The organism is Rhodococcus mengyinensis (assembly GCF_048381435.1).
Lineage (GTDB): Bacteria > Actinomycetota > Actinomycetes > Mycobacteriales > Mycobacteriaceae > Rhodococcus_F > Rhodococcus_F opacus_D.
Map to the genome: position 1 here is coordinate 12572 of NZ_JBLWIT010000099.1, position 24302 is coordinate 36873.

The following is a 24302-nucleotide window of genomic DNA, read 5'->3' on the forward strand; positions in this document are numbered from 1 at the left end:
TGCGCCGTAAACCTATCCGACATCGTCGGCGAACTGGGTGAAATCGCCGCGAACGTCGCGAATGGGACGCAATCCGTGACCCGACCGCAACCCGCAGGTCGAGTCGGGAGCGCCGATCAGAGCGCCAGTTTGGCCAGCATGTCCCGGGCCTTCTCCGCCGACTTCGGCTCGCACAGCACGTCGTACCGCCCGGCGACCAGCTGCATGGTCGACGCGAAGTCCCGGGTTCCCCGCGTCGCCGCGTACGGGATCGTCGTGGAGATCAGCCCGAAGATGATGCCGCCGACGATGCCGACGACGAGCGGCGCCAGGAAACCGCCCGTGACGATGCCCAGCAGCAACCCGAAGAACACGCCGAGCCAGGCCCCCGAAACAATGCCCCCGCCAATCACTTTCGCCCAGGTGAGGCGGCCCAGCACCCGCTCGACCTGCATGAGGTTGACACCCACGATGGTGACGTCCTCCACCGAGAATTCCTGATCGGAGAGGTAGTCGACGGCGCGCTGCGCCTCCGCGTACGTGGGATACGAACCGATGGGCCAGCCCGTGGGGGGTTCCGGCAGAGCCCCACGCCGCGCCCCATTGGACTGTCCGAGTGGATTCGTCATCGTCAGCTGGTCTCCTCGTGTGGTTCTCTCAGGATCGGTCGTGTGAGAACCATTCTGCCTGCTGAGGCTATTTCTCGTCGGGTCGCACGAACTCGGTGGTCCGTTTCATACCCGCGGCGCGACCCTTGGCGGAGATCACGAGCGCCATCTTGCGACTCGCCTCGTCGATCATCTCGTCGCCGAGCATGACGGCACCGCGACCGCCGCCGGCCGCGGAGGTGTGGAACTCGTAGGCGTCCAGGATCAGTTCGGCGCGGTCGTAATCGTCCTGACGGGGGCTGAACACATCGTTCGCCGCCTCGATCTGGGTGGGATGCAGCACCCACTTGCCGTCGAAGCCGAGTGCGGCCGTGCGCTGCGCCGACCGGCGGAACGCCTCCACGTCGCGGATCTGGAGATAGGGACCGTCGATGGCCTGCACCCCGTGCGCGCGGGCGGCCATCAGGATGGTCATCAGGATGTGGTGGTAGGCGTCGCCACGGTCGTAGCCGTCCGGTTGCTCCCCGACGACCAGCGTGCGCATGTTGATGCTCGCCATGAAGTCGGCGGGACCGAACACCAGGGTCTGCACGCGGGGGCTGGCCGTCGCGATGGCGTCGATGTTGGTGAGCCCGATCGCATTCTCGATCTGCGGCTCGATACCGATCCGGCCCACCTCGAGCCCGTTGGCCTTCTCTATCTGGGTCAGCAGCAGGTCGAGGGCCTGAACATGACTGGCGTCCGGCACTTTCGGCAGCAGGATCGCGTCGAGGTGGGCGCCCGCGCGTCCCACGACCTCGACGACGTCGGCGTACGTCCACTCGGTGGTCCAGTCGTTGACCCGCACCACCTTGATCTGGTCGCCCCACCCGTCCTCGGCGAGCGCCTCGGCGATGGTGCCGCGCGCTTCCTGCTTGGCGAGCGGCGCCACCGCGTCCTCGAGGTCGAGGAAGATCTCGTCCGCGGGCAGCCCCTTCGCCTTGTCGATCATCTTGCGGCTGCTGCCCGGAACGGCGAGCACCGATCGCCGTGGCCTGTAGACGGAACTCATGACGGACGATCCTCCACTTTCGCAGGTGTTCGATTCCCTGTATTTCTGTACAAGGATCTAGCCTGGCAATCATGGCAGCTGCGAACAAGGTTTTTGCAGCCAGGCTGGCCGGCCTGGTGGTGCTCGGCCCCGATGGGGAGTCGATCGGCCGCGTCCGGGACGTGGTGATCACCGCGCGCGTCGGCCGGCAGCAGCCGCGCGTCCTCGGACTGGTCATCGAATTGTTCACGCGCAAACGCATCTTCGTCCCGATGCTCCGCGTCACCGCCATCGAACCGAGCTCGGTGACACTCACCACCGGCAACGTCAGTCTGCGCCGATTCCAGCAGCGGCCCGGCGAGGTGCTCGCCCTCGCCCAGGTGGCGGATTCCCACGTGCGCGTGGACGACCCGGAACTCGAGGAGTTGCGGGACGCCGACATCATCGTCGTCGATCTGGGCATCGAGCAGACCCGCACCCGGGACTGGGTGGTGTCGAAGGTCGCGGTGCGCGGGCACCGCGGCCGACTCGGTCGCCGCGCCGCCATGCACGTCGTCGAGTGGCAGCACGTCCAGGGCCTCACGCAGACCGACCTGGCGATGCCCGGCCAGGGCGTCTCGGCGCTGCTCACGCAGTTCGAGGGCATGCGCGCGGCCGACGTCGCGAACGCGATGCGGCTCCTGCCGGAGAAACGCCGCCACGAACTCGCCCTCGCACTCGACGACGAACGTCTCGCCGACGTCGTCCAGGAACTGCCCTCCGACGACCAGACGGACCTGCTCATGCACCTCGAGGTCGAGCGCGCCGCGGACGTCCTCGAGGCCATGGACCCCGACGACGCCGCCGACCTCCTCGGTGAACTTCCCGAGACCGAGGCCGAATCGCTGCTGCAGCTGATGGACCCGCAGGACTCCGAGCCGGTCCGCCGGCTGCTCGAGCACTCCCCCGACACCGCGGGTGGTCTGATGACTCCGGAGCCGGTGGTCCTCACCGCCTCGACGACGGTCGCCGAGGCGCTGGCCCGTGCCCGGATCTCGGACGTCACCCCCGCTCTCGCGAGCATGGTGTTCGTCGTCCGCCCACCGACCGCGACGCCGACGGGCCGCTACCTCGGTTGCGTGCACCTGCAGAAACTGCTGCGGGAACCGCCCGCGAGCCTGGTCGGCGGACTGCTCGACACCGACATGCCGCGGCTGGCACCCGAGGATTCCCTGACGTCGGTGACCCGCTACTTCGCCACTTACAACCTGGTGTGCGGGCCGGTGGTCGACGCCGAGGACCACCTGATCGGGGCGGTCACCGTCGACGATGTCCTGGACCACCTCCTCCCCGAGGACTGGCGTGAAGAGGAGATCGACGGATGAGCGAGAAGTCAGCCAGCGCGGCCGCCCGGAGCCTGTCCGACCGGCAGCGCCTCGACACCCCGCGGGGTACCCGCCGCTTCCGGGTCACGTACGACGTGGAGGCCGTCGGCCGGGCCAGCGAGAACTTCGCCCGGTTCCTCGGCACGGGCCGCTACCTGATGATCCAGACAGTGGTGGTGATCGTCTGGATCATCATCAACGTCTTCGCGGTCCGTTTGCAGTGGGACCCGTACCCGTTCATCCTGCTCAACCTGGCGTTCTCCACCCAGGCCGCGTACGCGGCGCCGCTGATCCTGCTGGCGCAGAACCGCCAGGAGAACCGCGACCGCGTCTCTCTCGAGGAGGACCGCTCGCGCGCCGAGCAGACGAAGGCGGACACCGAGTTCCTCGCCCGGGAACTGGCCGCGCTGCGCATCGCGATCGGCGAGGTCGCCACCCGCGACTACCTGCGGCGCGAGCTCGACGAGATCAAGTCGCTGCTGGGCGACGACGAAGACACCCGCACCCGGCGCAAATGAGGGTCGGCAAATCCCCGCAAACTCCGGCAGGGTCGATCACGTATATGTAACGTCAGTCACATCTTCTCGGATGTATGCGGTGTGCGAAAGCGAAGAGCACCGCAGGGGGTGATCGAGTGCGGATACGTGGACTGTTGACGGTGACTGCCCTGACAGTGGGCGCAGTTGCCACCCTCGGTTCCTCGACCGGCGGTTCTGCTGTGAGTGGAGCGTCCGTGGGCACTTTCGCGTTCGGTTCCACGACGGGAGCGACGACACTCACGGCAGCGTCGATCACGCCGGGAACCACGCCCCAGGCCGCGTACTTCCCGCCGTCGGGAATCGTGGCGCCGACACCGCGGGTCGCCCGGTCGCAGCGGGCCGCTCCCCCGCCGCCCGCGCCCGCACCGCTGCCCGCCGTGACAAATCCCACATCCCCGACGTCGCCGTCCGGCACCGGGCTCATCGCCGCACCGGTGATCCTGAGCGCTCTGGGCATCCCGGAGATCGTGCTCAACGCGTACCGATCCGCGGAACTCGAGATGATGGCGGAGTCCCCGAAGTGCGGTCTGCCGTGGCATCTGCTGGCCGGTATCGGCCGCATCGAATCGGGTCACGCCGGCGGCGGCCGGACCGACTCGGTCGGCACCACGATCACCCCGATCCTGGGTCCCGTTCTCGACGGCAGGCTGGCCGGCAACGAGGTCATCCGAGACACCGACCGCGGCGCCACCGACGGCGACCCCGGGCACGATCGCGCCGTCGGACCGATGCAGTTCATTCCGTCCACGTGGGCCAAGTACGCCTCCGACGGCAACGCGGACGGTGTGGCCGATCCGAACAACGTGTTCGACGCGACGCTGGCGGCCGCCCGGTACCTCTGCTCGGGTGGTCTCGACCTCCGCGATCCGCTCCAGGAGACCCGCGCGGTCCTGCGGTACAACAACTCTGCCGCGTACGCCGCCAACGTCATCACCTGGTCGAACGCCTACCGGAACGGGGGAACTCCGACGCCGAGCCAGTTGTCGGAGTCGGCGTCGCCGTCGCCCGGACGTCTCGCCGACGCCGCCGCGGCCGAATCGGACCTTCCACGCGATCTCGCGACCACCCCGCAGCCCTCCACGGACGGCGCGGCCACTCCCGCGACGCCCGCTCCGGCCCCGCCGATTCCCGGACTCCCGCCGCTGCCGCAACTGCCCTGTCTGATCTTCTGCCCGCCCGCCGACCCCGGCGTCCCGGCATCCGTCACGCCCGGCCCGGTCGAGCCCGCCCCGGGCGCCCCTCCGGCCGACGTCGTTCCCCGGTAGTCACCTCCGCCTCCGCCGCGCGCTCTGCTTGCAGGGCGCGCGGCGGAGTGTTCCGGGGTCCGGATCGTGACGCACCGACCGGCCCGATCCGTGCGGGACCCCCGGCACCTCCACGTCCTGGCGTGACCTTGCCGTGTTCGTTACCCTCGCTCACATGCCTTCGGAATAACGGAACCGTGCGACACAAGTCCGTTTGATCACGGTTGGATAACGGAAACGTATCGAATCAGGTAGCCTCGATCCGGTCAGTTGAACGGAACACCCCAAGACGGGGGTCGCAGGAGGCAATCGAGTGGGTCGGCACAACAAGAAGACGGACTCCCATATCCGCCGCAATTCGGTCATCGCGCTTACCGGACTCGTCCCCATCGGACTGATCACCGCAGCCAACACGGCCGGCGCCGCACCCAAGGTCCCTTTCCTCTCCACTAGCTCCTCGTCGGAGGTCGCCGACGTCGCCCAGGAGGCGACCGACACCGCACCCGAGGCCGCGGAAGCCGTCACCCCCGTGGCCGAGACCGCCGCCGAGGCCGCACCGGCAGCCGAAGCGGCGCCCGCTGCGCCGGCACTCGCACCCGTCCAGGCCACCCCGCCCCTCCCGGCGAGCATCGCCCAGGGCGCGCTCGGCATCCCGGCCATCAGCGTCACGGCGTACCAGAACGCCGAGCGCATGCTCGCCGTCGAACAGCCGGGGTGCGGCATGTACTGGACGCTCATCGCCGGAATCGGCCGCGTCGAGTCCACCCACGCCTACGACGGCAAGGCGGATGACAAGGGCAACATGCTCAAGCCCGTCCTCGGCCCCGTCCTCGACGGCACCCTCGGCGGCAACGCGGTGATCCGCGACACCGACGGCGGCAAGCTGGACGGCGACGCCAACTACGACCGCGCAGTCGGCCCCACCCAGTTCCTCCCCGAGACGTGGAACCGCTACGCGGGCGACGGCAACGGCGACGGCGTCGCCGATCCGCAGAACCTCTTCGACTCAGCGCTGACCACCGGAAAGTACCTGTGCGACGGCGGATTGAACGTCAAGGATCCGATTCAGGCCGCCAAGGCCGTGCACCGTTACAACAACTCCGCCGCCTACGTAGCCAACGTGCTCGCCTGGTCCGCCGGCTACTCCAGCGGAATCATCCCGGCAGCCGCGGACCTGCCGCGCATCCACTGAGCGCGCATCCTTACCATTGAGTCATGCCAGTCCTGAGCGAGTCCGCTGTACGTAGCGCCCTGGCGCGCGTCCAGGATCCCGAGATCCGGAAACCGATCACCGAACTCGGGATGGTCAAGAGCATCGACATCGCGTCCGACGACAGCGTCGACATCGCGATCTACCTGACCACCGCGGGCTGCCCGATGCGGACCGAGATCAGCGACCGTGTCACCAAGGCCGTGGCGGACGTCCCCGGTGTCGGTGCGATCCGCGTCGAACTCGACGTGATGAGCGACGAGCAGCGCACCGAACTCCGCAAGTCACTGCGCGGAGACTCGGCCGAGCCCGTCATCCCGTTCGCCCAGCCGGGTTCCCTGACCCGCGTCTACGCGGTCGCGTCCGGTAAGGGCGGCGTCGGCAAGTCCAGTGTCACCGTCAACCTGGCCGCCGCACTCGCCGCCCGCGGACTGTCGGTGGGCGTTCTCGACGCCGACATCTACGGACACTCCGTTCCCCGCATGCTCGGCAACGACGCCAAGCCCACGCAGGTGGAGCGCATGATCATGCCGCCCGTCGCGCACGACGTGAAGATGATCTCCATCGCCCAGTTCACCCAGGGCAACACCCCGGTCGTCTGGCGTGGACCGATGCTGCACCGCGCGCTGCAGCAGTTCCTCGCCGACGTCTTCTGGGGCGACCTGGACGTACTGCTGCTCGATCTGCCGCCCGGCACCGGCGACGTCGCCATCTCCGTCGCGCAGCTGATCCCCGGTGCGGAGATCCTCGTCGTCACCACTCCGCAGCAGGCTGCCGCCGAGGTGGCCGAGCGCGCGGGCGCCATCGCATTGCAGACCCGTCAGCGCATCGTCGGAGTCGTCGAGAACATGTCCTGGATGGACATGCCCGACGGCAGCCGGATGGACATCTTCGGGTCCGGCGGCGGACAGGCCGTCGCCGACCGTCTCACGAAGGCTGTGGGCGCGAAGGTGCCGCTGCTGGGACAGATCCCGCTCGAGCAGGCGGTCCGTGAAGGCGGCGACGGCGGCGTTCCCATCGTCCTCGGCCACCCGGATTCGCCGGCCGCGACGGCACTCCGCGACATCGCGGACAAGCTGGCCGTCCGCAAGCGGGGACTCGCCGGAATGTCGCTGGGGATCGACACCACCCGCCACCTCTAGGCGCTACGCGCCTGTGCGCCTTTCTGGTTGCCGGAGCAACCGGAAAGGCGCACGAGCCCGGAGGGCCTATGTTGCGTCGAGGTCGATCGGGGGGCGCTCGCCTGCCGCGAGGGGCTTGTTCTGCGGCGGAGTGGGCGTCGACGGATCGACGCTCACGGCCTTCGTCCCGGACTTGTCGAACGACACCGAACTCGGCTTGTCGAAGTTGCCGGTGAGAATCGAATCGTCACCGTCGAGCAGATGCTTGGTGATGACCGCGCGCGGTGTCATGCCGCGCAGCTGATTGAGGTCCGACAGCGGCTTGCGCAGATCCTCGAATTCCGGACCCAGCTCGTCCTTGAGCTGCTGGCTGGCGCCGCTCGCATACTCACGGACCTGCCTCAGTGATTTCGTTACCCAGCTGACCGCACCCGGAAGCCGCTCGGGTCCCAAGATGACCAGAGCTGCGACGAGGAGGACCATGAACTCGCCCCAACCAATGTTGCCGAACACGTGGTCAGCCTACTGTGCGGTGAGGGTGTGTGCCCAGGTGACGGAGCGATCTCACAGCAACCTCTCGAGTCAGTCGGAGGCCGGGGTCACGTCGACATCGACGAGCCGGCCCTCGCGAATCAGCTGAACCCGGACGGGTTCGCCGATCTTCTGCAGGTTGACGGCCACGACCAGTTCGTCGGCGCTGGTGACCGTGCGGTCACCGACCTTGACGATCACATCGTTCTCGACGACCCCTGCGCGCGCGGCCGGGCTGTCCGAACGGACATTGGCCACCTGGGCGCCGCTGGTGTTGTCGTTGACGACGGTGCGGGCATTGACGCCGATGTCCGGGTGGTGCATCTTGCCGTCCCGGATGAGGGTCTGAGCGACCGTCGTGACGTCGTCGATGGGAATTGCGAAGCCGAGACCCACCGAACCGCCGGACTCGCTGAGCATGGCGGTGTTGATGCCGATGACCCGGCCGGTGTCGTCGACGAGCGCGCCACCCGAGTTGCCGTGGTTGATGGCGGCGTCGGTCTGGACGGCGTCGATGACGGCGTTCGTGTCGGAGCCCTCGCCGGACAGTCGCATCGGACGGTGCAGGGCGCTGACGATTCCGCGGGTGACGGTCTTGCTGAGCCCGAGGGGCGATCCGACGGCGACGACGTCCTCACCGACCTGCACGTCGCCGGACTTGCCGAGTTCCGCGACCGTCAGGTTGTCGGCGGACACCTTGAGCACGGCCAGGTCGGTCTTGATGTCGCGACCGACGATCTGGGCGTCGGCCTTGGTTCCGTCCGAGAAGATCACCTGGATCTTGCCGCCGTCGGGGGCGGTGGCCGCGGCGGAGATGACGTGATTGTTGGTGACGATGTAGCCGGCGCCGTCGATGACGACACCCGAACCGGTACTGCCCTGGTCGCCGACCGCCACCTGGATGGACACGACGGCGGGCAGCACGGCGTCCGCGACCTGCGCGACGGGCGACTGGCCGAGGTCGTCCTCGCCGCCGCCCTGGACGAGGGTGACGCTCTGGCTGGTGAGCGAGCTGCGATCGGCGGTGATCACGGCGGCCAGGAGGCCGCCGACCAGACCGATTGCGAGTGCGATTCCGCCGAGCGCGACGAGCGCCTTCGGCGCCACCTTGCCGCCGAACAGGACTTCGCGGGCGCTGAGCGCGGGGGCGGGCGGGCGGGAACGTTCTTCGGCGTGCAACGCCGGGGAGCCCAGCTCGACGCCCGCGTCGGGATCACGCCAGGGGTCGGCGGGCGGCGCCTCGGCTGCCGGGGTCGCGGGCTTCTCGTTGGGATCACGCTGAATGGTGTCGACCTCGCCGTCCGGCCGGCCGAACGCCTCCGCCAGTACGGGGTCGGGGGCACCGACCTTCACCGAGGGTTCGCTCTCACCCCGGGCGTCCGACGGGGCGAAGGAACCGGTGACGCCACCGGGCCGGCCGAATGCGCGGCTGGACGCTGCGTCGATCTGCGGCCGGTAGACGGGCCTCGGATCGAGCCGTGGGGCGTCCGCCGGGCGGAGCGTGCCCGACTCGTCCGCCACGGGACCGTCGGGTGCCGTCGTATCGGAACCCGGAGTCTTGTAATCCGCCGTCACGCTGTCGTGTCCCCCTCGTGTGCGTCAGTCACGCGCCCCAGTATCACCGATGCCTCGCTGAGCGCGGACACCGCCGTCGTCGGTCCGGATGCGCTCAACGGCGCCGGCGCCGGGACCAGATCCGGCTCGTGATCGAGTACGCGCTCGTGAGCGGCGAATCCGGGGTGTGGGAGTCGAACGGGGTTTTGTCGGCGGGATCGCCCTGGTTGCAACTGGGGATCTGGCTCAGCAGACCGAGGAGGCCGGACGGCATGGCGACATCGCCGCTGCGGCGCAGGGCACGCCTGGCCTGTTGCTGGGAGTCCACCTCGAACGCACACTCGGCGCAGATCGACAGGTGGTGGGCGGCGCGCAGATAGGCGGACATGCGGAGTTCACCGTCGACGAAGGCGGCGATCGCCTCACTCGCCAGGTGTTCGGTGGAGCCAAACTGGCGAGGTACACGCCCCTGCGTCATTCGTCCCTCCTGGTAACTACCCGACGCCGATCTGATCGGAGTCAACCTTTCCGTTCACAGCCAGATGCTCGCGCAGAGCCTGCCTGCCGCGGTGGATGCGGCTACGCACGGTTCCGAGCTTGACACCCAGTGTGGCACCGATCTCCTCGTAGGACAGTCCTTCGATGTCACACAGCACGACCGCGGCGCGAAACTCCGGGGCCAACGAATCGAGCGCTGCCTGCAGATCCGCGTCCAGGCGGGCGTCGTGGTAGATCTCCTCGGGGTTCGGCCCGTCGGCCGGGACACGATCGTAGTCCTCCGGGAGCGCTTCCATGCGGATGCGGTTACGACGACGGACCATGTCGAGGAAGAGGTTGGTGGTGATGCGGTGCAGCCAGCCCTCGAACGTGCCGGGCTGGTAGTCGGACAGGGAACGGAACACGCGGATGAACGTGTCCTGAGTAAGGTCCTCGGCGTCCTGTGCGTCGCCCGACAGCCGGTAGGCCAGTCGGTAGACTCGGTCGCCGTGCTCGCGGACGAGTTCGTCCCAGGACGGCATGGCGGACTTCTCGCCTGTGGCATCGAACACAGCAGTGCCCGTCAGCTCGGCGTCCGACAGCTGCTCGTCGGTGTTTCTCTCGTCTGGAGCCATCGTGTGGTTGCTCATCGAGTTAAGTGGATCCTCCTACTCAGGACCGCAGATCACTGGACGTGGTATAGGCGTCAACTCCCGAGGGCCGGGATTTGTTCCCCGGTTCTCGGACTTTCCTCCGTCGTCGTGATCTCCCCGCCGGGCGGTCTTCGGATCTGGCGTTGGACATACTCTTTCCCACCGCGATATGTGTGCGGTGTGAGCAAGCTGAGGTATTCCTGAGAATCGCGGCCGGGCAGGTCGCGGCATTGTTGTCGAGCGCGCCTCGCAGCGGCGATGACGAGACCCCGATAGCCTCATGTGCGTGCAGACAAACGCCGAACGGATACTCACCCACGCAGAAGGGGCTGTCCGTGAAGACGAGGCCCTCGGTGCGGCCAGGGAGCGGGCGGACGACCTCGGTGCCGGTCCGGTACCTCCCGCGGTCGGTGCTGCTCTAGCCCTGTTTGCCCGCATGCTGGACGCCAAGACGGTCGTCGAGGTCGGAACCGGCGCGGGTGTGAGCAGTTTGTGGCTGCTCCGGGGCATGCGCGAGGACGGCGTCCTCACCACGATCGACAGTGAACCCGAGCACCAGCGGGCCGCCAAGCTGTCGTTCCGGACCAACGACATCGCACCCGCCCGGACGCGGCTCATCAACGGCCGGGCGCTGGACGTTCTGCCGCGGCTCGCCGACGGGGCGTATGACCTGGTGTTCGTCGACAGCGCACCGGTCGATCACCCGCATTACGTCCGTGAAGGGGTTCGCCTGCTGCGTCCGGGCGGCGCGATCGTGCTGCACAACGCCCTGCACGGCGGGCGGGTCGTCGACCCGAGCCAGCGTGACGCGGCGACCGTCGCCGTCCGCGAGGCCGCGAAGGCGCTCGCGGAGGACGACCAGCTGATCCGCGTGTTCCTGCCGATCGGCGACGGTCTGCTCTGCGCGTCCAAGCTCTGAGAGCCCGGTTCGTTCCGGGGCCCTCCCGCTAGATCCAGACGCCCTTGCCGATGGCGACGACGCCGCCGTTGCTGACGGCGAAGCGTTGCTTGTCGCGCTCGAGGTCGACGCCGATGATCTCGCCGTCGCCGACGACCACGTTCTTGTCGAGGATCGCGCGGCGCACGACGGCCCCCTTGCCGATGCGCACACCGGGCATGAGGACGCTGCCCTCGACCGTCGCGCCGCTGTCGACCATCACGTTGGAGCTGAGCACGGAGTTGCGCACGGTGGCCGCGGACAGGATGCACCCGGCCCCGACGACGGACTCCTGCGCGAGGCCGCCCTGCACGAACTTGGCCGGCGCCAGGTTCTCCGTCTCACCGCGGATCGGCCACCGACGGTTGTAGAGGTTGAAGATCGGGTGGACCGACACGAGATCCATGTGGGCGTCGTAGAACGCGTCGAGCGTTCCCACGTCGCGCCAGTAACCCCGGTCGCGGTCGGTGGCGCCGGGAACGATGTTGTCCTTGAAGTCGTACACGGACGCCTCGCCCGCCTCGACCAACGCGGGGATGATGTCGCCGCCCATGTCGTGGTCGGAGTCGGAGTTCTCGGAGTCGGCCCGGATGGCGTCGACGAGCACCTTGGTGGTGAACACGTAGTTACCCATCGACGCGAACGTCATGTTGGGGTCGTCCGGGGTTCCCGGCGGATGCGCCGGCTTCTCGAGGAACTGGACGATGCGGCCCGACTCGTCGCTGTCGATACAGCCGAACGCGAACGCCTCGCTGCGCGGCACCCGGATTCCGGCCACCGTCACTCCCGCACCCGACTCGATGTGGTGCTGCACCATCTGCTCCGGGTCCATCCGGTACACGTGGTCGGCACCGAACACCACGATGTACTCGGGATCCTCGTCGTAGACGAGGTTCAGCGACTGCAGGATCGCGTCCGCACTACCGGTGTACCAGCGCGGGCCCAGACGTTGCTGCGCGGGAACGGGAGTGATGTATTCACCCGCGAACCCGGACAGTCGCCACGTCTGAGAGATGTGGCGGTCCAACGAGTGCGACTTGTACTGCGTCAGAACACACAGGCGGAGGTATCCCGCATTGACCAAATTGCTGAGCACGAAATCGATCAACCGGTAGGCGCCTCCGAAAGGCACAGCAGGCTTCGCCCGATCCGCGGTGAGCGGATAGAGACGTTTGCCCTCGCCGCCGGCGAGCACGATTCCAAGCACATGTGGCTGGCTCCTCACCCTGTCAACCTATCGGGCGGCCACTCCCCCCGCCAGCGAAGCGCCGAGTCACGGTTTCTCCGATACCTGAATGTGTCCGAGAGCGGTGGCCCGAAGCGGCCCGGACGGTTACGTTAGGCCGGTGCGGGTGGCGATGATGACCAAGGAATACCCACCGGAGATCTATGGCGGTGCGGGTGTACACGTCACCGAACTGGTTGCTCAGTTGAAGCAGCTGTGTGAGGTGGACGTGCACTGTATGGGCGCTCCGCGCATCGGAGCGGTCGTACATACCCCCGATCCCGCCCTGGCCGGGGCCAATCCGGCACTCGCGACGCTATCCGCCGAACTGCGTATGGCGGACGCCGCGACCGGTGCCGACGTCGTGCATTCCCACACCTGGTACACCGGCCTGGCGGGCCATCTGGCGTCCGCGTTGTACGACGTGCCCCACATCCTCACCGCCCATTCCCTCGAGCCGCGGAGGCCGTGGAAGGCGGAGCAGCTGGGCGGCGGCTACCGCATCTCCTCGTGGTCCGAGCGCAACGCCGTGGAGCACGCCGACGCGGTGATCGCCGTGAGCGCCGGGATGCGACTCGACGTCCTCGACGCGTATCCGTTCGTCGACCCGCACCGGGTCCACGTGGTGCGCAACGGGATCGACACGTCCGTCTGGCACGCGGGGCCCGCAGGTCCGAGAGACTCCGCCCTCGCGAAGATCGGCGTCGACCCGGACCAGCCGATGGTGGCGTTCGTCGGCCGCATCACCCGGCAGAAGGGCGTCGGTCACCTGATCGCCGCGGCACACCACTTCGCGCCCGAAATCCAGTTGGTGCTGTGCGCGGGAGCCCCCGACACCCCGGAGATCGCCGCCGAGACCGAGCAGGCCGTCGCCGCGCTCGCGGCACATCGGGGCAACGTGTTCTGGGTGCGGGAAATGCTCCCCACCGACCAGGTGCGGGAGATCCTGTCGGCCGCAACCGTCTTCGTGTGCCCGTCCGTGTACGAGCCGCTGGGGATCGTGAACCTCGAGGCCATGGCCTGCGAGACCGCGGTCGTCGCGTCCGATGTCGGCGGTATCCCCGAGGTGGTGGAGGACGGGGTCACCGGCCGTCTGGTGCACTACAACTCGTACGAGCCCGAGGCGTTCGAACAGGCGCTGGCCGAGGCGGTCAACACAATCGCGGCCGACGTCGGCACCGCCCAGGCGATGGGCAAGGCGGGACGGGCGCGGGCGATCGCCGAGTTCTCCTGGGCTGCCATCGCGCAGCAGACCCTCGACGTCTACCAGGACGCGCTGTCCCGGCGCTGAGCGACGAGCTCAGAGCCGGGTGTAGGTGGACACCGTCACCGACGCCGTCACCGGATAGTCCTGCGGCAGCGCCGCGATCGAGGACGCCAGCCGGTCGGCGGTGAGGTGCCGTGCCGACGGCCCCATCCCGACGAGCCGGGCCACGTCGAGGTGCGACAGAGACATCGGGTACTCCACGGCCACGTGGTCGGTGCGCTCGAATCGCCCGGACATCGCTGCCCCGAGACGTTCGACCTTCCGGTCGTCCACCCGGACCATGCCGAGCAGGTCCACGAGCTCCCCCAGGTGCCGCTCCGTGGGGGTGAGGACCACCAGGGACCCGCGCTCGGCGAGCACCCGGTGCGCCTCGTCGGCGTTGCGCGGCGCGAATACGCACAGGACGTGGCTGAGCACGTGGTCCCGCACCGGAAGGTGTTGCCACACGTCGGCAACCACTGCTCCGGCGCGTGGGTGCGCCTTGGCGATGCGCCGGGCCGCGTACTTGGATACGTCGAGGCCGATTCCCCGGCCGGTCGGGACGGCGTCGAGGACGCGCGCCAGGTAGTGGCCTGTGCCCGCGCCGATCTCGAGAATCCGGGGATCGTCGCCGGGTCCGGTGCCCGCCACCACGGCGTCGGCGACGGCATCCATCAGCGGGTCGAAGCTGCCGCCGCCGAGGAAGTCGGCACGTGCGGCGATCATTTCGGGGCTGTCGCCGTCGAACTTGCCGCCGGCCCCGGTCATCAGGCTCACGTAGCCCTGCCGCGCCACATCGAAGGCGTGCCCCTGGTCGCACAGGATCGTGCCTTCGTCGAGTTCCACGGGGGACCGGCACTGCGGGCACGCCAGCAGGTCGGTCACATCGGCCAGCACGAACGTTCGCCTCCCGGTTCCGGACACGGAACAGGCCCCGCACCGAGAACGGCGACGGGGCCTGCCCTGTGAGGTTCTCTCCGCACTCGACTAACTGGTGACGCCCTTGAGCTCTTCACCGAGTGCGGCAGCTTCCTCCGGGGTGAGCTCGACAACCAGACGTCCACCACCCTCGAGCGGAACCCGCATGACGATTCCTCGTCCCTCTTTGGTTGCTTCGAGGGGACCGTCCCCGGTCCGGGGCTTCATGGCCGCCATCCTCTGCTCCCTCCAGATCTGCGCTGCCTGCTTGCGCCTCGACAAATTTTGGCACCCCGCCAACACTCGGCGAGGCTTGTGACATCCATTCTTCCCTATGGACACGAGTACCGGGAACCTGAGTCACGAATAGGCAGGTCCACCGGCAGTTCAGGCGGTGATCGGGACCCAGCAGGCGGCCACGTGGTCGTCCACCATCCCGGTGGCCTGCATGAGTGCATAAGCAGTGGTAGGGCCCACAAATTTGAACCCGCGGCGCTTCAATTCCTTCGCCATCGCGGTGGACTCCGGAGTGACGGCCGGGACGTCGTTCACGGTGGCGAGGCGGCTCGGGCGCGGCGGCGGGGCGAACGACCACAGCAGGGTGTCGAGGTCGGTGTCCGACAACTCCAGGAGGGCCCGCGCATTGCTCACCGACGCCTCGATCTTGGCCCGGTTCCGGACGATCGACGCGTCCTCGAGCAGGCGTGCCACGTCCCGTTCGGTGTAGCGGGCCACGGCCTCCGGATCGAACCCGGCGAACGCGGCCCGGAAGGCCTCGCGTTTACGGAGAATCGTGATCCACGACAATCCCGACTGGAACGCTTCGAGGCACAGCCTCTCGTACAACTCGTCGCGGCCGTGCAGCGGACGACCCCACTCGAGGTCGTGGTAGTCGCGGTACAGCCGGGACCCGTCCGTGTCGACCGCCCACGCGCACCGCACCCGGTCGTCGGGGGCTGTCACGAGGCATCACCCGGCCGTTCGGACGCGGCTTCGACCGCCGCCAACTGCTCACGCAGCGAATCGATTTCACGGCCCAGCCGGGACAGCGCCCAGTCGACCTCGCTGGCCTTGTACCCCCGCACCGTCTGCTGGAAACGCAACGCCTCCACGTCGGCACCCGTCACACCCTCGGCGGGCAGGGCCGTGAGTGTGGTGCCGGGCGGCAGGGGCGCGAGTTCCTCGGAACGGCCGAACACCGCACTGGCGGCGAGGAACAGCATCGCGCCGACGAACGCCATGACGAGCAGATAGAGCAGGGCTGTCACCATGCCCCGATCCTGTCACGGACGTCCGACAGCAACCTTCCTCAGGTGCGCGCGGTCAGGGGCACACCGTGTTCATCGGCGGGCGATCGGCCAGCGCGACGTCCGTCGTCGTCGGGACGAAGGAGTCGCCGTCCACCAGGAACTGGGTCAGACCCGCCCCGGAGTCGGGCACCCCGCAGCGCCGCATCATCGTGCCGATGATCTGCCTGCTCATAACCCCGAGTTCGGACAGCGGGCGGTTACGGTGCTTGCGCACCCCCAGATTGACCTGGCCGATCGCCCCGAGTCCGAGACGGTCGTACGTGTCGAGCAGCAGGCCGATCTCGACGCCGTAGCCGGGGGCGAACGGGACCGCCGACAGCAACTCCCGGGTGCCCGCGTACTCGCCGCCCAGTGGCTGCAGCACGCACGTCAGCTCCGGCCGGAGCGAGGCCAGCATGGGGCGCGCCACGAGCTCGGTCACCCGGCCCCCTCCGTTGGCGTCCTCCGTGCCGCTCAGGCGGAGCGGCCGGCGGTAGTAGCCCTTCACGAGATGGATGCCGTCGGCCGTCAGCAGCGGTCCCAGCAGCTTCGGGACGAAGGCCGGATCCGGGTTGATGAGATCCGAGTCGACGAAGGCGATGAGGTCACCGGTGCTCGCGGCGACGGAACGCCACAGCACCTCGCCCTTGCCCGCCACGGGCGGGAACGCGGGCACCGCCTCCTCCCGGCTGATGACGGTGGCGCCCGCCGCGCGTGCGCGTTCCGCCGTGAGGTCCGTCGATCCGGAATCGAGCACGATCAACTCGTCCACCAGACCACCGAGCAGCGGGTGGATCGTGTCCACCACCGCGGCGACGGTCTCCTCCTCGTTGAGCGCCGGCAGGACCACCGAGACGGTGCGCCCAGCCTTGGCCCGTTCGAGTTCGGCGATGCTCCACGACGGCTGGTCCCAGCTGTTCGCCTCGGCCCAGCTGCGAGGGGTTCGCTCCTCCGCCACCATCGTGCGGGCCGCCCGGGCCCCCACGGCACTCATGCCAGCCCCCGCACGGTGCGGGACGGTGCGCGCCGGCCTTGAATCGCGGCCACCATGTCCACCACTCGACGCGTGGGGGCAACTTCGTGGACACGGAAGACACGGGCGCCTCCTGCGGCGGCCATCGCTGTCGCTGCCAATGTTCCCTCCAACCGCTCGACGAGATCTACCCCTAGAGTCTCCCCGACGAAGTCCTTGTTGCTCAGCGCCATGAGCACTGGCCATCCCGTATTTACAAGATCTTCCACTCGCCGCAACAACTCGAGCCCGTGATAGGTGTTTTTCCCGAAATCGTGGGTCGGATCGATGAGGATCGAGTCGGCGGGCACACCCAGCCGGGCCGCGTTCTCGGCGGCCGACACCACTTCCCGGAGGACGTCGGCGACGACGTCGGCGTAGCGGACGCGGAACGGGCGGGTCCGCGGAACCGCTCCCCCGGTGTGCGAACAGACGATGCCCGCGCCCGTCTCCGCGGCCACCTCGACGAGCACAGGGTCGGCGCCTGCCCACGTGTCGTTGATGAGATCGGCGCCCTCCGCGACGGCCAGCCGGGCCACGTCGCTGCGCCAGGTGTCGACGCTGATGAGCAACTCTGGGTAGCGCTCACGGATCGCGGCCACGAACGGCACCACCCGCCGGGTCTCCTCCGCCGCGTCGACGACGTCACCCGGTCCGGCCTTCACACCACCGATGTCGACGAGGTCGGCACCCTCGTCGACAGCCCGGTCGACCGCCGACATGGCGGCGGAATCGGTGAACGTGGCACCGCGGTCGTAAAACGAATCGGGTGTCCGGTTCACGATGGCCATCACGAGCGCACGATCGACCGCCACGGGGCGCCCGCACAGCGTGGGCGACGGGTGGTCGGGCGCGGGCGGTACGTCTGTCTCGGCCATGTCACCAATATTGCACGCAGCGAAATCGACACCACCCGTGAGTACTTGTTAACGGCGGGCGGTTAACAAGTACTCACGGGCGGCGTAGCCGCATTACCCCTTGGGGAGCGAACCCTTCGCCACTTCGTCGACGTACCCGTCGTACGAGGGCTTGTACCCGTCGCTGCGCCCGGACAGCACGTGCAACGTGTCGGTGTCCTCGACGTCGTAGCCCTCCTTGCGGAGTTCCACCTTGCGGCTCTTGAACGTCGACGTCTGTTCCAACGAGTCGACGACGCGGACGAACAGCGGCACCGCGTACGACGGCAGCCGCTGGAACAGCAACTCCGCGACGTCGGAACCGTCGAACTTCTCGTTCTCGTGCAACGTCACCGCGGCCATCCCGGCGCGACCGTCGGTCCCGGGGATCTCGACGCCGTAGACGACGGCGTGCTCGACCGCGGGATGCGCGAGGAGTGCGCCTTCGACCTCGGTGGTCGCGACGTTCTCCCCCTTCCAGCGGAACGTGTCGCCGAGCCGGTCCACGAACGCCACGTGCGACCACCCTTGGCGGCGCACCAGGTCGCCGGTGTCGAACCAGCAGTCGCCGTCCTCGAAGCCGTCGCGGACGAGCTTCTTGTCGGTGGCCTCCTCATCGGTGTATCCGTCGAACGGCGCCCGGTCCGTCACCTTCGACAGCAGCAGTCCGACGTCGCCGGTGCGCACCTTCCGCAGCCTGCCGTCGGAGTGCCGCCGCGGCGATCCGCTGTCCTCGTCGTACTCGACCACCGCGTGCGGCAAGGGGCAGATGCCCGCCGTCCGGTCGACGTTGAGGGCGTTGACGAACGCGATGTTGCACTCGCTGGCGCCGTAGAACTCGGCCACCCGGGAGATCCCGAACCGGGTGGTGAACTCGGACCAGATCTCCGGGCGGAGACCGTTCCCGACCATCAGCCGGATGGAGTTGTCGCGGTCGCCGGGCTTCTCGGGCTGGTTCAGCAGGTACCGGCACAGCTCACCGATGTAGGTGAACGCGGTGGCCCGGTTCAGTTCGACGTCGGCCCAGAACTTGGACGCCGAGAACTGCTTGCCCAGTGCGAGCGTCGCACCCGACCCGAGCACCGAGGACAGCGACACCGTCAGCGCGTTGTTGTGATAGAGCGGCAGGCAGCAGTACAGGACGTCGCTGCCGCGCAGCCGGACGCCCATGTTGCCGAGCCCGGACATGCTCTTGAGCCAGCGGAAGTGGCTCATCAGGCTGGCCTTCGGCAGTCCCGTGGTGCCGGAGGTGAAGATGTAGAAGGCCTTCTCCCGGGCCTGGATCTGCTCGCACACCTCGGGGTTGTCGTCTTCGGCCTTCTCGGCGAGCCGGTCGAGGTCGTCGAAGTAGAGCACCGAGGGCACGGCGGGCGGTTCGTCGAGCGAGTCCATGGCCTCGCCGCACGCCTCGGACACCACCAGGACCTGGCTGTCGAGCAGCGAGATGCTGTGGGCAAGTACATCTCCGCGCTGGTTGTGGTTCAGCATCCCGGCGGCGGCGCCGAGCTTGACCGCGGCGAGTGCGATGAGCAGCGTCTCGGGCGAGTTCTTGCCCAGGATCCCGACGACGTCCCCGCGTGCCACTCCGAGGTCGGCCAGCACGTGGGCGTAGCGGTTCACGCGGATGTTGGCGTTCCGGTAGCTCAGCGATTCGCCCTCGAACCGCAGGAACGTGCGCCGCGGGTGCGCCGCGGCGACGCGCTGGAAGACGAGGCCGATCGATTCCCTCGCGTCGGGGGTCCGGATCAGGCCGAGGACCCCCTTCGCCATGATCGGCAGCTCCGGAATCATGGCCGGCAACCGCTTCGCGAGGTCGACCACCCCGATCGTCGAACGAGCTTCAGAACGCATGACATCCCCTCAGGCCTGCAGTATGAGTCAGGTCACCTTACTGCACGGTAACAACGTGCGCCACGACGCGGACCGGACGCCGCCTCAGGACACGCAGGCGTCCAGCGCCTCCCCGACATCGGCCCGGACGAGCAGCCTGTCGAGGGCGCGCTGCGCCACGAAACCGCCGCCCCGCAGCCCGTCGAGCCAGTCGAGCAGCCCCGTGTAGTGACCGTGCGGATCGAGCAGGACCACCGGCTTCTCGTGCATGCCGAGATAGCCCGCGGTCCACGTTTCGAACAGCTCCTCGAGCGTGCCGATACCGCCGGGCAGAGTCACGAACGCGTCGGCCCGATCCTCCATGATCTGCTTGCGCTGACGCATGGTGTCGGTGACCACCAGCTCGTCGGCGTCGACGTCGGCGACCTCCCTGTGCACCAGAGCTTTCGGGATGACACCGACGGTCGTGGCCCCGGCGGCGCGGGCGGCCTCGGCCACCGCGCCCATCATCGAGACGTTGCCGCCGCCGGACACGAGTTGCCAACCGCGCTTGCCGATTTCGGTGCCGACCCGGGCCGCGAGTTCCAGGAAATGGTCGTCGACGGGTCCGGACGCGCAGTAGACGCACACCGAGAACGGTTGCGTCGGAACAGTTTTCGGCATCACCACTGATCCTCCGTTCCGAGCAGGGCGGCTTCGTCGACACCCTGCTGCGACCGTATGACGATCTGCACCGCTTCCTCCACACTGTCCGTGACGTGCAAGAGATTGACGTCACCTTCCGAGATCTTGCCGCTGCGCTGGAGAGTTCCCCGTAACCAGTCCACGAGCCCGGACCAGTACTCGGTGCCGAAGAGGACGATCGGGAACCTCGTGACCTTGCGCGTCTGCACCAGAGTCAGCGCCTCGAACAGCTCGTCGAGCGTCCCGAACCCGCCGGGCAGGCAGATGAACGCCTGCGAGTACTTCACGAACATCGTCTTGCGCGCGAAGAAGTAGCGGAAGTTGATGCCGAGGTCGACCCACTCGTTGAGGCCCTCCTCGAACGGTAGCTCGATACCGAGGCCGATGGAGTAACCACCCGATTCGCTGGCACCGCGGTTGGCCGCCTCCATGACGCCGGGGCCGCCGCCGGTCATGACGGCGTAACCCGCCTCGGCCAGGCGCGCACCCAGCGCCCGAGCCGCTTCGTACTCCGGGTGGCCGTCCGGTGTGCGTGCGGAACCGAAGACGGTGACCGCGCGCGGCACCTCGGCAAGGGCACCGAACCCCTCGATGAACTCGCTCTGGATCCGCAGTACCCGCCAGGGGTCGGTGTGCACCCAGTCGGTCGATCCCCGCTCGTCGAGCAACCGCTCGTCGGTGGTGGTGGTGTCGTCCTTGCGGGCGCGCCTCAACTGCACCGGACCCCGGTGCTTCACGGACGAGGACTTCCGGCCGTGAGTGTTCTTCTCGGGTGCCATGCGCCCCAGGCTAGCGGGTGGCCCGTTCGGGGCACCGGGCAGTCACGGGGCGCTCAGATAGGCGCGCAGCACCGTCGTCACGTCGGTGATCTGCTGGACGGGCACGTGCTCGTCCCGCTTGTGGGCGAAGTTCGGGTCGCCGGGACCGTAGTTCACGGCCGGGATGCCGAGCGCGGAGAACCGCGAGACGTCGGTCCACCCGTACTTGGCGCGGAACTCGCCACCCGCCGCCTCGATCAGGGCCGCAGCCGCCGGGTCGCTCAACCCGGGCAGGGCTCCCGGCGACAGGTCCGTGACCTCGAAACCCAGCTCGATCCCGTCGAAGACCTCCCGCACGTGGTCGATCGCCTGCTCGGCGCTGCGGTCGGGGGCGAAGCGGAAGTTCACGTCCATCTCCGCCGCGTCGGGAACCACGTTGCCTGCGACGCCGCCTGCGATCCGCACGGCGGACAACCCCTCCCGGTACACGCAGCCGTCGATGTCCACCGACCGCGCCGTGTAGTCCCACAGCCGCTGCAGGACCGGGGCGAAGCGGTGGATCGCGTTGTCGCCCAGCCACGATCTCGCGGAGTGCGCGCGGGTGCCGCGGGTGGTCAGCGTCACCCGCAACGTGCCCTGGCACCCCGCCTCGATGAGACCTCCGGTCGGCTCGCCGAGGATCGCGACGTCCGCGCGCAGCCAGTCGGGGATCTCGCGTTCGATCCGTCCGAGCCCGTTGTGCACAGCTGCGATCTCTTCGCAGTCGTAGAACACCAGGGTCAGATCGTGCGCGAGATTCTCGATCGTGGCAGCGAGGTGCAGGAACACCGCGTCGCCCGACTTCATGTCGACCGTTCCGCATCCGTGCAGGAGATCGCCCTCACGCCGCGAGGGCACGTTGTCCGCGATCGGCACCGTGTCCAGGTGACCGGCGAGCATCACCCGGCTCGGCAGTCCCCGATCGGTCCGGGCGAGCACGGCGTTGCCGTTGCGGATGATCTCGAAGCCGGTGGTCTGCTCCCGCAGCGCCGACTCGACGGCGGCGGCGATCGCCGACTCGTCGTGCGAGACGCTCGGGATGTCCACCAGGGCGGCGGTGAGGTCGATGGGATCGGCGTGGAGGTCGAGTGGGCTCACCCGTCCACCCTAAGCCGACCCGTCCGCCCGCTCGGGCGTTGCTACCCGTCGACGCCGCCCGGGATCTCGTAGATCGCACCGTCGAAACCGATGCGGAACAGCCGTCCCGCCGAGAAGCCGCCGGACCCCTGCCCGTAGACGACCATGCTCGACGTCGGCAGACCGGACGCCAGCACGCAGTACTGCCCTGGCGAGTCGAGGCGCCAGATCTCGCCGCGCACGTTGGCCGGGACCACCGGACGGCCTCGCGAGTCCAGGGCCAGGCCATCGGGCGCGGCGAACGTGTCGAGACCGGACAGGTCGAGGATGCTCTCGGGTGCTCGCGGGTTCGCCAGCGGGATCCGGCTCACACCCGGATTCACGAACGTCCGCGACACGTAGAGGTACCGATCGTCCGCGCCGAGCACCGCCCCGTTGGCGCTGGGCAGCGTCGCCCAGTTGGGTTCCACCCGCCCGTCGGGGAACACCCGCCCGATCTGGGTTCCGAAGTCGTTGGTGGCGTATGCCGTTCCGTCGGCGGCGACATCGAGTCCGTTGGCCGCGCTCAGTCCCGATACGAACGGGGTGAGCACGTTGGTCGCGGTGTTCAGCTTCGCGATCGCGCCCGGACGCAGGATGTCGCCGAGGAACACGCGGGCGTCCGCGCCGTATCCCACCAGCAGCGAGCCGTCCGACGCCCAGGCCAGCGCCCCGGCCCCGCCGTCCGGCACCGTCGCGACCGGGACCGCGGGGGCTCCCGGGGCGTCGAGGCGGAACACGCGCCCGCTCATGAGGTCCGTCGTGTAGAGGCGACCCCCGCCGTCCACGGCGACTCCCTCGAGCGCCGCACCCGGCACCCGCCCCACGAGAACCGGTGCCTGACCGGCGCCCGGGCACACCGGGGCGGCGGACGCGGTCTGCGGCGCCACCACCGACACGATGCCCGCGAGCAGTGCGCCCGCTGCCGCCGCCCGCAGGCCGCCTCCGACGAATCGACCCAACCTCGAAATGCGCATTGCCACGACCTTTCCCGGTGTGTCCCACGTGCCCCGTGCATACTCCCCCACCCGCCCGGAACCCGCTCGGTTTCGATTCGATCACGCCCCGATAACGACCGCTGGGAATGCCCGAGTAATGAGGCAGTAACCTCTACTGCCGTGAGCACACAGGGAGCATCAGCAGTAGGCATCGCCAACGTGACCGTCGGCGGCACGGTCCTCGACACCTGGTTCCCGGCGCCCGAGCTGGGAAACTTCGACAGCGCGGGCACCGTGCGGATCGAGGGTGGCGACATCCCCTCCGATCTGGCACTTCTCGCCGGACCTGACGAGGCGCGTGAGATCGACCAGGTCGTGGTGCGCACCACCATCGCCGACCTGTCCGCGCCGCCGGCCGACGCGCACGACGCCTACCTGCGCCTTCACCTCCTCTCGCATCGCCTCGTGACCCCGCACGGCGTCAACCTCGACTGTCTGTTCGGCTTGCTGTCCAACGTGGTGTGGACCAACTTCGGCCCCTGCGCGGTCGAGGGCTTCGAGAAGGTGCGGTCGCGTCTGCGCATCCGCGGTGTGGTCACCGTGTTCGGTGTCGACAAGTTCCCGCGCATGGTCGACTACGTCGTCCCGTCCGGCGTCCGCATCGCCGACGCCGACCGCGTGCGCCTCGGCGCCCACCTGGCCAGCGGCACCACCGTGATGCACGAGGGCTTCGTCAACTTCAACGCCGGCACGCTCGGCAACTCCATGGTCGAAGGCCGTATCTCCGCGGGCGTGATCGTCGATGACGGATCCGACGTGGGCGGCGGCGCCTCGATCATGGGCACCCTGTCCGGTGGCGGCAAGGAGACCGTCTCCGTCGGCAAGCGCTGCCTGCTCGGCGCCAACGCCGGTCTGGGCATCTCGCTCGGCGACGACTGCGTCCTCGAGGCCGGCCTGTACGTGACCGCGGGCACCAAGGTCACCGGGCCGGACGGCACCGTCGTGAAGGCCAAGGAACTCAACGGCCAGTCCAACCTGCTGTTCCGTCGCAACTCCGTGTCGGGAGCCGTCGAGGTCGTGCCGTGGAAGGGCACCGGCGTGGAA

General features: G+C 68.6%; 26 protein-coding genes. 8 read left to right on the forward strand and 18 right to left on the reverse strand.

Annotation, left to right across the window (positions count from 1 at the left end):
- Positions 1–116: 116 nt before the first annotated feature.
- Together ACNJ7E_RS19070 and ACNJ7E_RS19075 are read right to left on the reverse strand one after the other, a co-directional pair.
- Entirely contained in the window at positions 117–608 is a 492-nt protein-coding gene (locus ACNJ7E_RS19070) for a general stress protein (protein ID WP_005239275.1), read from the reverse strand.
- A gap of 67 nt (positions 609–675) precedes the next feature.
- Positions 676–1638 carry an HpcH/HpaI aldolase/citrate lyase family protein gene (locus tag ACNJ7E_RS19075; protein WP_005573471.1) on the reverse strand — a complete coding sequence of 321 codons (963 nt, stop codon included), beginning with the start codon at positions 1636–1638 and terminating at the stop codon, positions 676–678.
- Positions 1639–1709: 71 nt separating this feature from the next.
- On the opposite strand from ACNJ7E_RS19075, the gene ACNJ7E_RS19080 reads away from it, so the two are divergent.
- From ACNJ7E_RS19080 to ACNJ7E_RS19100, 5 genes are all read left to right on the forward strand, one after another.
- Entirely contained in the window at positions 1710–2981 is a 1272-nt protein-coding gene (locus tag ACNJ7E_RS19080; protein ID WP_105412769.1) for a magnesium transporter MgtE N-terminal domain-containing protein, read from the forward strand.
- On the forward strand, positions 2978–3499 hold the full coding sequence (locus tag ACNJ7E_RS19085; protein ID WP_280783506.1) for a DUF1003 domain-containing protein: 522 nt from the start codon (positions 2978–2980) through the stop codon (positions 3497–3499). Before ACNJ7E_RS19080 ends, ACNJ7E_RS19085 begins: the two co-directional genes overlap by 4 nt.
- Positions 3500–3615: 116 nt before the next feature.
- On the forward strand, positions 3616–4785 hold the full coding sequence (locus ACNJ7E_RS19090; protein ID WP_418340700.1) for a lytic transglycosylase domain-containing protein: 1170 nt from the start codon (positions 3616–3618) through the stop codon (positions 4783–4785).
- Between the two features lie 292 nt (positions 4786–5077).
- Positions 5078–5956 carry a lytic transglycosylase domain-containing protein gene (locus tag ACNJ7E_RS19095; RefSeq protein ID WP_280783504.1) on the forward strand — a complete coding sequence of 293 codons (879 nt, stop codon included), beginning with the start codon at positions 5078–5080 and terminating at the stop codon, positions 5954–5956.
- A 23-nt stretch (positions 5957–5979) separates the two neighbouring features.
- On the forward strand, positions 5980–7116 hold the full coding sequence (locus tag ACNJ7E_RS19100) for an Mrp/NBP35 family ATP-binding protein (RefSeq protein ID WP_418340701.1): 1137 nt from the start codon (positions 5980–5982) through the stop codon (positions 7114–7116).
- Between the two features lie 66 nt (positions 7117–7182).
- Here ACNJ7E_RS19100 and tatB read toward each other — a convergent pair whose 3' ends face one another.
- From tatB to sigE, 4 genes are all read right to left on the reverse strand, one after another.
- Positions 7183–7608 carry a Sec-independent protein translocase protein TatB gene (gene tatB / locus ACNJ7E_RS19105; protein ID WP_283352373.1) on the reverse strand — a complete coding sequence of 142 codons (426 nt, stop codon included), beginning with the start codon at positions 7606–7608 and terminating at the stop codon, positions 7183–7185.
- A gap of 69 nt (positions 7609–7677) precedes the next feature.
- Positions 7678–9201 (reverse strand): S1C family serine protease, encoded by a 1524-nt coding sequence (locus ACNJ7E_RS19110; RefSeq protein ID WP_105412773.1) that lies wholly within the window; start codon positions 9199–9201, stop codon positions 7678–7680.
- 94 nt (positions 9202–9295) lie between these two features.
- Complete coding sequence (locus ACNJ7E_RS19115) at positions 9296–9658, reverse strand: RNA polymerase subunit sigma-70 (protein ID WP_283332888.1); 363 nt, start codon at positions 9656–9658, stop codon at positions 9296–9298.
- Between the two features lie 16 nt (positions 9659–9674).
- The gene (sigE, locus tag ACNJ7E_RS19120) at positions 9675–10307 is read right to left on the reverse strand and encodes an RNA polymerase sigma factor SigE (protein ID WP_005239257.1); all 633 of its coding nucleotides are present in this window, start codon (positions 10305–10307) and stop codon (positions 9675–9677) included.
- 283 nt (positions 10308–10590) lie between these two features.
- Here sigE and ACNJ7E_RS19125 point away from each other — a divergent pair, with 283 nt between their 5' ends.
- On the forward strand, positions 10591–11229 hold the full coding sequence (locus ACNJ7E_RS19125) for an O-methyltransferase (RefSeq protein ID WP_005239255.1): 639 nt from the start codon (positions 10591–10593) through the stop codon (positions 11227–11229).
- A gap of 28 nt (positions 11230–11257) precedes the next feature.
- On the opposite strand, the gene glgC is transcribed toward ACNJ7E_RS19125, so the two are convergent.
- Complete coding sequence (gene glgC / locus ACNJ7E_RS19130) at positions 11258–12472, reverse strand: glucose-1-phosphate adenylyltransferase (RefSeq protein WP_005239253.1); 1215 nt, start codon at positions 12470–12472, stop codon at positions 11258–11260.
- Positions 12473–12593: 121 nt separating this feature from the next.
- On the opposite strand from glgC, the gene glgA reads away from it, so the two are divergent.
- Positions 12594–13763 carry a glycogen synthase gene (glgA, locus tag ACNJ7E_RS19135; RefSeq protein WP_283332886.1) on the forward strand — a complete coding sequence of 390 codons (1170 nt, stop codon included), beginning with the start codon at positions 12594–12596 and terminating at the stop codon, positions 13761–13763.
- 9 nt (positions 13764–13772) lie between these two features.
- On the opposite strand, the gene ACNJ7E_RS19140 is transcribed toward glgA, so the two are convergent.
- From ACNJ7E_RS19140 to ACNJ7E_RS19190, 11 genes are all read right to left on the reverse strand, one after another.
- The gene (locus ACNJ7E_RS19140) at positions 13773–14615 is read right to left on the reverse strand and encodes a putative RNA methyltransferase (protein ID WP_280783500.1); all 843 of its coding nucleotides are present in this window, start codon (positions 14613–14615) and stop codon (positions 13773–13775) included.
- 90 nt (positions 14616–14705) lie between these two features.
- Positions 14706–14873: a DUF3117 domain-containing protein gene (locus ACNJ7E_RS19145; RefSeq protein WP_003936084.1), complete on the reverse strand. Its 168-nt coding sequence runs from the start codon at positions 14871–14873 to the stop codon at positions 14706–14708.
- Between the two features lie 150 nt (positions 14874–15023).
- Positions 15024–15599 (reverse strand): DNA-3-methyladenine glycosylase I, encoded by a 576-nt coding sequence (locus tag ACNJ7E_RS19150; RefSeq protein WP_283332884.1) that lies wholly within the window; start codon positions 15597–15599, stop codon positions 15024–15026.
- Complete coding sequence (locus ACNJ7E_RS19155) at positions 15596–15907, reverse strand: DivIVA domain-containing protein (RefSeq protein ID WP_280783498.1); 312 nt, start codon at positions 15905–15907, stop codon at positions 15596–15598. Before ACNJ7E_RS19155 ends, ACNJ7E_RS19150 begins: the two co-directional genes overlap by 4 nt.
- Before the next feature lie 52 nt (positions 15908–15959).
- Positions 15960–16919, reverse strand: coding sequence for a glucosyl-3-phosphoglycerate synthase (locus ACNJ7E_RS19160; protein ID WP_011598038.1), 960 nt, complete (start codon positions 16917–16919; stop codon positions 15960–15962).
- Positions 16916–17815, reverse strand: coding sequence for a dihydropteroate synthase (gene folP, locus ACNJ7E_RS19165; RefSeq protein ID WP_418340702.1), 900 nt, complete (start codon positions 17813–17815; stop codon positions 16916–16918). The genes ACNJ7E_RS19160 and folP overlap by 4 nt, the downstream gene beginning before the upstream one ends.
- A gap of 93 nt (positions 17816–17908) precedes the next feature.
- Positions 17909–19684: a long-chain-acyl-CoA synthetase gene (locus tag ACNJ7E_RS19170; RefSeq protein WP_280783496.1), complete on the reverse strand. Its 1776-nt coding sequence runs from the start codon at positions 19682–19684 to the stop codon at positions 17909–17911.
- Positions 19685–19768: 84 nt separating this feature from the next.
- A complete protein-coding gene (gene log / locus ACNJ7E_RS19175) occupies positions 19769–20326 on the reverse strand; it encodes a cytokinin riboside 5'-monophosphate phosphoribohydrolase (protein ID WP_005239232.1) in 558 nt (185 codons plus the stop codon).
- On the reverse strand, positions 20326–21126 hold the full coding sequence (locus ACNJ7E_RS19180) for an LOG family protein (protein ID WP_095867262.1): 801 nt from the start codon (positions 21124–21126) through the stop codon (positions 20326–20328). Before ACNJ7E_RS19180 ends, log begins: the two co-directional genes overlap by 1 nt.
- A gap of 42 nt (positions 21127–21168) precedes the next feature.
- Entirely contained in the window at positions 21169–22242 is a 1074-nt protein-coding gene (gene dapE, locus ACNJ7E_RS19185; RefSeq protein ID WP_418340703.1) for a succinyl-diaminopimelate desuccinylase, read from the reverse strand.
- A gap of 41 nt (positions 22243–22283) precedes the next feature.
- Positions 22284–23237 carry an SMP-30/gluconolactonase/LRE family protein gene (locus ACNJ7E_RS19190; protein ID WP_418340704.1) on the reverse strand — a complete coding sequence of 318 codons (954 nt, stop codon included), beginning with the start codon at positions 23235–23237 and terminating at the stop codon, positions 22284–22286.
- Positions 23238–23378: 141 nt separating this feature from the next.
- On the opposite strand from ACNJ7E_RS19190, the gene dapD reads away from it, so the two are divergent.
- Positions 23379–24302: 2,3,4,5-tetrahydropyridine-2,6-dicarboxylate N-succinyltransferase (gene dapD, locus ACNJ7E_RS19195; RefSeq protein WP_418340705.1), on the forward strand; the 924-nt coding region annotated here is incomplete at its 3' end.

What these genes read in the sequence shown, in the direction of transcription:
- ACNJ7E_RS19155 (WP_280783498.1), bottom strand. Translation starts at nt 15,907, where the DNA reads ATGGTGACAGCCCTGCTCTATCTGCTCGTCATGGCGTTCGTCGGCGCG.
- sigE (WP_005239257.1), bottom strand. Translation starts at nt 10,307, where the DNA reads ATGAGCAACCACACGATGGCTCCAGACGAGAGAAACACCGACGAGCAG.
- ACNJ7E_RS19160 (WP_011598038.1), bottom strand. Translation starts at nt 16,919, where the DNA reads ATGAGTGCCGTGGGGGCCCGGGCGGCCCGCACGATGGTGGCGGAGGAG.
- ACNJ7E_RS19180 (WP_095867262.1), bottom strand. Translation starts at nt 21,126, where the DNA reads ATGGCACCCGAGAAGAACACTCACGGCCGGAAGTCCTCGTCCGTGAAG.
- ACNJ7E_RS19080 (WP_105412769.1), top strand. Translation starts at nt 1,710, where the DNA reads ATGGCAGCTGCGAACAAGGTTTTTGCAGCCAGGCTGGCCGGCCTGGTG.
- ACNJ7E_RS19125 (WP_005239255.1), top strand. Translation starts at nt 10,591, where the DNA reads ATGTGCGTGCAGACAAACGCCGAACGGATACTCACCCACGCAGAAGGG.
- folP (WP_418340702.1), bottom strand. Translation starts at nt 17,815, where the DNA reads ATGGCCGAGACAGACGTACCGCCCGCGCCCGACCACCCGTCGCCCACG.
- ACNJ7E_RS19170 (WP_280783496.1), bottom strand. Translation starts at nt 19,684, where the DNA reads ATGCGTTCTGAAGCTCGTTCGACGATCGGGGTGGTCGACCTCGCGAAG.
- ACNJ7E_RS19075 (WP_005573471.1), bottom strand. Translation starts at nt 1,638, where the DNA reads ATGAGTTCCGTCTACAGGCCACGGCGATCGGTGCTCGCCGTTCCGGGC.
- ACNJ7E_RS19190 (WP_418340704.1), bottom strand. Translation starts at nt 23,237, where the DNA reads ATGCGCATTTCGAGGTTGGGTCGATTCGTCGGAGGCGGCCTGCGGGCG.
- ACNJ7E_RS19100 (WP_418340701.1), top strand. Translation starts at nt 5,980, where the DNA reads ATGCCAGTCCTGAGCGAGTCCGCTGTACGTAGCGCCCTGGCGCGCGTC.
- ACNJ7E_RS19085 (WP_280783506.1), top strand. Translation starts at nt 2,978, where the DNA reads ATGAGCGAGAAGTCAGCCAGCGCGGCCGCCCGGAGCCTGTCCGACCGG.
- ACNJ7E_RS19070 (WP_005239275.1), bottom strand. Translation starts at nt 608, where the DNA reads ATGACGAATCCACTCGGACAGTCCAATGGGGCGCGGCGTGGGGCTCTG.
- log (WP_005239232.1), bottom strand. Translation starts at nt 20,326, where the DNA reads ATGCCGAAAACTGTTCCGACGCAACCGTTCTCGGTGTGCGTCTACTGC.
- ACNJ7E_RS19115 (WP_283332888.1), bottom strand. Translation starts at nt 9,658, where the DNA reads ATGACGCAGGGGCGTGTACCTCGCCAGTTTGGCTCCACCGAACACCTG.
- ACNJ7E_RS19145 (WP_003936084.1), bottom strand. Translation starts at nt 14,873, where the DNA reads ATGGCGGCCATGAAGCCCCGGACCGGGGACGGTCCCCTCGAAGCAACC.